3 protein-coding genes and 2 pseudogenes are annotated in these 6758 nt (G+C 60.0%); 4 read left to right on the top strand and 1 reads right to left on the bottom strand.

The window, feature by feature from the left end; translation table 11 throughout:
* Positions 1 to 248 (top strand): annotated as a pseudogene (locus tag JJB09_RS25680) (type II toxin-antitoxin system HipA family toxin); the annotation flags it as partial.
* Positions 249 to 394: 146 nt separating this feature from the next.
* On the opposite strand, the pseudogene JJB09_RS25675 reads toward JJB09_RS25680, so the two are convergent.
* Positions 395 to 1260: pseudogene (locus JJB09_RS25675) on the bottom strand (IS6 family transposase).
* 107 nt (positions 1261 to 1367) lie between these two features.
* Here JJB09_RS25675 and JJB09_RS25670 point away from each other — a divergent pair.
* From JJB09_RS25670 to JJB09_RS25660, 3 genes are all read left to right on the top strand, one after another.
* Positions 1368 to 2540 carry an efflux RND transporter periplasmic adaptor subunit gene (locus JJB09_RS25670; protein ID WP_201663948.1) on the top strand — a complete coding sequence of 391 codons (1173 nt, stop codon included), beginning with the start codon at positions 1368 to 1370 and terminating at the stop codon, positions 2538 to 2540.
* On the top strand, positions 2537 to 5713 hold the full coding sequence (locus JJB09_RS25665) for an efflux RND transporter permease subunit (protein ID WP_201663947.1): 3177 nt from the start codon (positions 2537 to 2539) through the stop codon (positions 5711 to 5713). Before JJB09_RS25670 ends, JJB09_RS25665 begins: the two co-directional genes overlap by 4 nt.
* A 152-nt stretch (positions 5714 to 5865) precedes the next feature.
* A complete protein-coding gene (locus tag JJB09_RS25660) occupies positions 5866 to 6525 on the top strand; it encodes a GntR family transcriptional regulator (protein WP_201663946.1) in 660 nt (219 codons plus the stop codon).
* The last annotated feature ends 233 nt before the right edge of the window (positions 6526 to 6758 follow it).

The raw sequence follows: 6758 nt of genomic DNA, 5'->3' as shown, positions 1-6758 counted from the left end.
TCGGCGGCCGCGCGGTTCCCGACACGATCCAATTGAAACACTGGCTAACCCTCGTCCCCGATACGAAGGCGGCGCAGCGTCTTCTGGTCAGCGACGTTTCCAATTTGGCTGCCAACATCGAGAGCGAAGCCGACGCGCTGCTACGCGAACTTTCGGACGCGGGCATCAAGCACCCTATCTTGAAAGCAGTGCGCGGGATCATCAGCAGCCGGGCCGCGCATCTGCTAAGAATTATTGAGAGCTCGTGAACAGGCCGCTTATGCGGCCTCCCACACCCGGTTCAGGATCGTCGCTGCCAGCGCGGCCTTATCCTGAGGCAGAAAGCGACCATGTCTGGCGTGGGTAGCGTCGCCTTAACTTTGGTGGGGCACAGGATGGCCATCATGGTGCCAGTTTATGCCGCCATCGACAGGGTGATTTCTCGCCAGGTGTTCATGGCGGCGTTTCGCAGTTTGCGATGTTCAGCCGTGCTCGCCCGGTTGTGGTGAAGATGGAAGAGGTTGGCGATCGGGCCATGGATGGAGATGAAGCGCTGGCATTGCCCTGCCGACTTGAACCGGATCATGCCTCGTTCTCGTCGTCGAACAGCCAGATGCGAATTTTCCGCTCGGTTGTTTAGACCCTTATGCGAACGGTGCTCGACACCGGGCATGATTTGCCTTTTGGTATGCGTCATACGATCTGAGCTTGTCGGTGAGCATGACACGCGGTGTGACGCACTGGCCCTTCAAGAGCTTTCGCAACAGCTTCAAGGCCGCCGTCTTGTCCCGACGGCTTTGGATCAGGGCATCGAGAACATAACCATCGGCATCGACGGCGCGCCACAGCCAGTATTTCTTGCCCTTGATAGCAACGACCATTTCGTCCAGATGCCATTTGTCGGCAAAACTTCCCCTGGATCGACGTCGGATGGCACAGGCATAACTTGGCAGCCCGTTCGGCGACTGTTTGGAACGAAACTTCAATGCCGCGCTCAGCCAGCAGATCTTCAACATGACGCAGGCTCAGCGGAAAGCGGAAATAGAGCCACACCGCATGCGCTATGATCTCGGCGGGAAAACGATGACGCTTGTGGCGGGGCGTCTTGCTGCTCTGCCTGCGTTCGCCGTTGACGTCGAGCGTGATCTCCGCGCCTGCGACGGCATTCCAGTATGAGACGGGAGCGATCTGCCCGATGGGAGCGGACCGGCCGAAGGCCTTGCCCATGTCCCGTAGGCGGCTTTTTTCGCGCGCGGCGATCTGCACGTCTCGGCGCGTCATATCCAGGCCGACGGCGTGGCCGAAATCGTGGGACGAGGTACCGGGTTGACATTGGTCAATTGAGCGACGAGCATTGTTGGATTGATGATGAACCGAGGGGCATGAGAATGCGGAATTGGTTGATTTCAACACTACCCGGTCTTTTCCTCTGCCTTCTTCCACTCAGTGTCCTTGCACAGGACGCAGCCGCTCCCCCACCCGTTACCGTTGCCAAGCCGGTTATCAGGGATGTCGTGGACAATGACGAATTTGTCGGCCGCTTCGAATCCGTAGATGAGGTAAGCGTGCGCGCTCGGGTTGGCGGCTATTTGCAGGAAGTCCATTTCACCGACGGGATGTTGGTCAAGAAAGGCGACCTGCTGTTCGTGATCGACCAGCGGCCATACGCGATCGCGCTGGAACAGGCCGACGCAGAGCTGCAGTCGGCCGAGGCAACCGTGACCTATGCGGCCGCGCAGCTCAAGCGGGCGGAGAGACTCGTCAAGAGCGGTGGCCAAACCGTGGAAACACTCGATGAGCGCCGCCGCGAGTGGATTTCCGCGCAGGCGAGCGTTCGGGCTGCGCAGGCAACCGCAGATCGCGCTAAGCTCGATCTTGAATACACGAAAATCACAGCGCCGATTGATGGCCGCATCGACCGCGCCCTGATCTCGGCTGGCAACCTGATCCAGGCCGACCAGTCCATATTGACGACGATCGTCACGCTCGACCCAATCGACTTCTACTTCGATGTCGACGAGCGGCGGTTGTTGAATTTCGCCCGCACCGCACGCGGACGTGGCGATGACCTGCAGGTCGGCGGTGGCGGCGTCGAGGTCAGGGTCACGATCGCCGATTCCGACGAGAAGCCTTTCACGGGCAAGCTAGACTTCGCCGAGAACCGGATCGATAGGGAAACCGGCACCATGCGGCTACGCGCGCGCCTCGACAATCCGCAGTTGATCCTGCAGCCCGGTCTTTTTGGCCGCGTCGAGGTGGAGGCGTCGAATACCTATCGGGCAATCCTCATTCCAGATGAGTCCATCGGCTCGGACCAGAACGAGCGCGTCGTTTATGTCGTTGGCGCGGATGGAAGCGTCTCGGCCAAACCCGTCCGCCTCGGCTCCCGTCTTCATGGCTACCGGCTCATTCATGACGGTCTCGACGGCTCGGAAACCATTGTTGTCAATGGCCTGATGCGCGCCCGCCCAGGTTCCAAGGTGACTCCGAAGCTGATCGAGCTGCCGCAAACGCGTGAAGGCGCTGTGCCGGATGCGGTCGATCTGGAGCTCGCCCAATGAGATTTGCTCACTTCTTCGTGGACCGCCCGATTTTCGCGTCGGTCCTGTCGATCGTGCTGCTCATTGTGGGCGGTCTCGCGTATTTCCAGCTGCCAGTCGCCCAGTATCCTGAAATCGCCCCGCCGACCATTGTCATCCGCACCGCCTATCCGGGCGCGGACGCCGAAACGATCGCCAATACGGTGGCGACGCCACTGGAGCAGGAGATCAACGGCGTCGAAGACATGCTCTACATGTCTTCCTATTCGACTGCCGACGGCTCCATGTCGCTGACTGTCACCTTCAAGCTCGGCACCGACCTCGACAAGGCGCAGGTGCTCGTCCAGAACCGCGTAGCCATCGCCGAGCCCCGGTTGCCGGAAGATGTGCGCCGTATCGGCGTCACCACGGCCAAGAGTTCGCCCGACCTGATGATGGTCATTCACATCCTCTCGCCGGATGGCAGATATGATCAGCTCTATGCGTCGAACTATGCGCGCAGCCGCATTCGCGACAAGCTGGTGCGGCTTGATGGCGTGGGTGATGTCGTCCTGTTCGGCGAACGCGAATATTCGCTGCGTATCTGGCTCGATCCGGAAAAGCTTTCTGCCTACGGCATGACGTCGAGCGATGTGGTGCAGGCGCTGCGCGATCAGAACGTCCAGGTCTCCGGGGGAGTGATCGGCGCGCCGCCGGCCTCGGGCGACAATGCCTTCCAGTATAGCGTGATCACGGAAGGCCGGTTTTCCGATGCGCGGCGATTCCGCTATGTCATCGTGAAGGCCGCCCCGGACGGGCGCCTGGTGCAGTTGCAGGATGTCGCACGTGTCGAGCTCGGTGCGAAGGAATATGTCACCAACAGCTACCTGGACGGAAAGCAGGCCGTCGCGATCGGTATTTTCGCGCGCCCCGGGACCAATGCGCTTGCGGCCGCCGAGTCGATCCAGCAGACAATAAAGGAGTTGGCGAAGGAGTTTCCGCCGGGTCTTGCCTATGACATCATCTACAATCCCACTGAGTTCATCTCCGAATCGATCTTCGAAGTCTACAAGACCATCGCCGAGGCGGCCATCCTCGTCGCCATCGTCGTGCTTATCTTCCTGCAATCCTGGCGGACGGCGATCATTCCGATCGTCGCCATTCCGGTATCGCTAATCGGCACGCTTGCCTTCCTCCTCGCCTTCGGCTTCTCGCTGAACATGCTGACGCTCTTCGGCCTCGTGCTGGCGATCGGCATTGTCGTCGACGATGCCATCGTGGTCGTCGAAAATGTCGAGCGCAATCTCGCGCGGGGCATGATGCCCAAGGAAGCAGCGCATGTTACCATGGACGAAGTGGGCGTCGCCGTCGTAGCCATTTCTCTCGTGCTGATTGCCGTCTTCGTGCCGACCGCCTTCATTCCCGGCATTTCCGGTCAGTTCTATCGGCAGTTCGCTGTGACCATTGCGGTGGCGACCGGAATATCCGCACTCAACTCCTTGACGCTTTCGCCTGCGCTCGCGGCGATCCTCCTCAAACCGCACGAGACAGGACACCGGTCGCGCAATCCGATCGGGCGCTTTGGTGCCGCGCTCGCAAACGGTTTCAATGCAGGTTTCGACAGGTTGAGCGCCGGCTATTCCTGGATCGTCCGCCATCTGGTGCAGACCGGTCTGGCGATCACGATGTCATTGATTGTCTTCGCCGGACTACTTTACGCGACCTACTACATGGCGACAACGGTACCGCGCGGGTTTGTTCCAACGATGGACCAGGGCTACGCCATCGTGGTCGTGCAATTGCCTGACGGTGCGTCGCTCGAGCGCACCGATGCCGTGATCAAAAAGGCCTCCGAGATCGCCAAGTCGGTTCCGGGCGTGAGGAACGCCGTGGCCTTTGCCGGCTTCAATGGGGCGACCTTCACCAACGCGTCCAATTCAGGCGTCATCTTCACGCCCTTCGAAAGTTTCGAGGAAAGGCTGAAGCACGGCCAGGACGCGAATTCGATCATCGGCCAGCTTTACATGAAATTGCAGGGCATCCAGGAAGCCTTCATCATCGCCGTTCCCCCGCCCGCCATCGCCGGCATCGGCAATGGCGGCGGCTTCAAGATGCAGCTGATGGACCTTGAGAGCTCGAGCATGCGCCGCGTACTGGGGGTTGCCTATCAGCTCATGGGCAAAGCGAGCCAGACGCCGGGACTCTCAGGCGTGTTCACGACGTTCTCGGCATCGAGCCCGCAATTCTTCCTCAACATCGACCGCGATAAGGCACGCGCGCTGAACGTGCCGATTCCGAATATCTTCGATACGCTCGCTATCAATCTCGGGACGTCCTATGTCAACGACTTCAATGCCTTTGGCCGGCTTTATCAAGTCCGCGCGCAGGCCGACAAACAATTCCGCGGCGACAGGGACAACATCCTGGCGCTGAAGGTCCGGTCGGCAAGCGGCGCGCTCGTGCCGCTCGGGACGCTGGTGGATATCCTTGACACCAGTGGTCCATCGCTCGTCCAGCATTACAACATGTATGTATCGGTCCCAGTGCAGGGAAATCCCGCGCCGGGCGTCGCGACCGGCACCGCGCTGGACTCGATGGAGGCCCTTGCGCGGGGACTTCTGCCGGCAGGCACGACCTTCGAGTGGACGGAATTGGCACTGCAGGAGAAGAATACCGGCAATACGGCGATCTACATCTTCGCCCTGTCGGTCATCTTCGTCTTCCTTGTGCTTTCCGCCCAATACGAAAGCTGGGTGCTGCCGCTGGCGATCATCCTGATTGTGCCGCTTGCGATCCTGGCCGCGCTGATCGGCGTCTATCTGCGAGGAATGGACAATAATATCCTCACCCAGATCGGCCTTGTCGTGCTCATCGGATTGGCGGCGAAGAATGCGATCCTCATTGTCGAGTTCGCCCGACAGGCTCAGGACGAAGGCAAAAGCGCCGTGGAGGCCGCCATCGAGGCATGTCACTTGCGCCTGCGCCCGATCCTGATGACCGCGTTCGCCTTCATCTTCGGCGTCGTGCCGCTGGTAATCGCGACCGGACCGGGTGCCGAAATGCGGCAGTCCCTCGGCACGGCCGTATTCTCAGGCATGCTGGGCGTCACGATATTCGGATTGTTCCTGACGCCGGTCTTCTACGTCCTTCTCAGGTCACGCCGTTCGAAGACGATCCATCCTGTGGTGGTCGCGGAGGAAGCTGCCGTCAGGTGATCCCCAAGGAGACACTCTGATCGCAAGTGAGCGCGGGCGTGAGTCTCTGAAACCTCAATAAAGCCGATCTTAAGAACGGTCTCCCGCGAGAGTCTTGCGCAACATATCAACATCATGTATACAAGATGCCTATGAAAGGCCTACAACCAACGATGAACCACCCGTTTATGGGCCAGCAGGCCGACAGCGCCCAGGATATAGTCTACAGATGGCTGAAACAGCACGTCCTGACGCTGCCGCGCCATGAAGGAACGTTTGTGACGGAAGCCGAGGTATGCCGGGCGATTGGAATTTCGCGAACCCCCGTGCGCGAGGCTTTGCTGCGGCTGGAATCTGATGGCCTGCTTAAAATCGTGCCGAAAAAGGGCGCGTATGTCCCGCCTATCACCGAGACTGAGGTCGAAGCGGTCATGCAGGCTCGCGGCTTGGTCGAGGATTGGTGCGTACGGCGTGCGGCTGTGTCGAACGAGCCGCTGGCGGTGCAGTTGGAGCGGCTGGTGAGCCAGCAGGAGGAATTTCAGCAGACTCCGGTAAAGTTCATCGAGTGCGACCGGGAGTTTCATCGGGCGATCGTTCGCTCTGCCGGCAATCCGATCCTGACTGACTTCTATGAGAGCCTGCGGGATCGCCAGTTGCGAATGGGACTGCTCGCGATCGCGGCCTCTGAGGCGCGTAGTAGCACCGTGCTGGCCGAACATGCTGCCATCGTCCAGGCGGTTCGTTTGGGGGATCCCGAGCGCGCGGCCGCCGCGATGGCACTGCATTTATCCAACACACTCGTTGCCCTGCGACTGCCGACTGCGACTGGCTAGAGCGCCGTGTGTCCGAGTGGACACGCAAAGGACGCTCTAACTCTTTGAATCTACGCATCGTGCTTTCCGAAAATCGACTCCGATTTTCGTGCCGATGTTGTAGGCATACGGCCCGGCCGATGCGCGGGGAGGCCGGCAATGATAATGTGGTGCAAGTGCCAGGCGGGCCATGGTTGCGCAGGGTCCGTTAGCAAACGCAGAGAAGGCTGTTGTTATCCCGATTACCTGAGTGG

This window comes from Phytoamicus setariae, assembly GCF_016722925.1.
Classification (GTDB): domain Bacteria; phylum Pseudomonadota; class Alphaproteobacteria; order Rhizobiales; family Rhizobiaceae; genus Rhizobium_E; species Rhizobium_E setariae.
This window is presented reverse-complemented; position numbering and strand designations above follow the sequence as displayed.

Bases quoted from the DNA above. Each gene is read 5' to 3' on its own strand.
- JJB09_RS25670 (WP_201663948.1), top strand. From the start codon at position 1,368: ATGCGGAATTGGTTGATTTCAACACTACCCGGTCTTTTCCTCTGCCTT.
- JJB09_RS25665 (WP_201663947.1), top strand. From the start codon at position 2,537: ATGAGATTTGCTCACTTCTTCGTGGACCGCCCGATTTTCGCGTCGGTC.
- JJB09_RS25660 (WP_201663946.1), top strand. From the start codon at position 5,866: ATGAACCACCCGTTTATGGGCCAGCAGGCCGACAGCGCCCAGGATATA.